The 1,084-nt window shown below is 23.6% G+C and carries 1 protein-coding gene; it reads right to left on the bottom strand.

The genetic code is table 11. From position 1 onward, the window contains the following. Positions 1-1,083: Cj0814 family flagellar-dependent secreted protein (locus CQA69_RS09015; RefSeq protein ID WP_171000385.1), on the bottom strand; the 1,083-nt coding region annotated here is incomplete at its 3' end. Position 1,084: the final 1 nt, after the last annotated feature.

Consider the following 1,084-nt stretch of genomic DNA (forward strand, 5'->3'; position numbering starts at 1 on the left):
TTTATTTTCAAGAAGTTTTTTTATGAGTTCATTTCTTATATTATCATCTTTATAAGTTTCTTTGTTTTTACTTTCTGCTTGGATGGGTTTGAAGGGTTTAGTTTTTTTAATTGTTTTTTGATCAGTATCAATAGAATTGAATATTTTTTGACTTTCTATATCTTGACTTGTCTCTTCTTTTTGTAAAGATTTTTTATTGTCAGCCTCTAATTCCAACCATTCTTTTTTAAATTCTTCTATATTATTTATTTGCATAGGTAAAAGTAAAATTTGTCTCATAACTTCATCATTATTTGTATGATTTATAGGATGTTTATCAAAAAAATTTTTTAAATCTTTTATTTCATCAAGACTCATATTTCTATCAAGCCCACCTAATTTACCAAGTACGGTAGTATCACCTTCAACAATACCATAATTTTGCTCTAAACCTTTAGCAAAAGCAAGTAATGCTTCACCCTTACTTATATTTTGCTTATCTTTGAAATCAATTTTTAATGAAGTTTCAACTGTAAAATTATTTTCATATTTTTGAACATTCATAAAATCATCTTTACTTGAATATATATGTGTTATTTGAAAATTTCGACTATTGTATTGTAGCCATTTTGGAATATTTTCAAGTTCATCTTTAGTAAAATATGTATTTTCGCTAGATATAAGTTGTGAAAAAACTTTGTAAGCATTTCCTATGGTTTTAGCTATATTTACATTAGTAAAAAAGGCATTATTGACTGAATTTTTCTCACTTATAAAATTTGCAAAACTTTCCATATCTTTAGCATAAATCTTATAATCTTTAGGTATTCCTGCAGCTTCATTAAAATCACTTGTAAAAAAACCATCTTCATCTACACCATAACCTAGTATTTTATCTATAGCTTGTGATTTATCACTCACTAAATTTGAATTTGTTTGTTTAATTTGGTTTAAAGAAGTATTGTTTGAGATATTGTTATTTGAATTTGTATTGTTATTTATTTCTTTATTATCTACTAAATCATTTGTTTTAGAATTCTTTTTAGAATTTAAAGTATTTGTATAATAATTATAATTTGAGTAAGAATTTATACTATTTATCATT

It is taken from the genome of Campylobacter estrildidarum (assembly GCF_005406205.1).
GTDB lineage: Bacteria > Campylobacterota > Campylobacteria > Campylobacterales > Campylobacteraceae > Campylobacter_D > Campylobacter_D estrildidarum.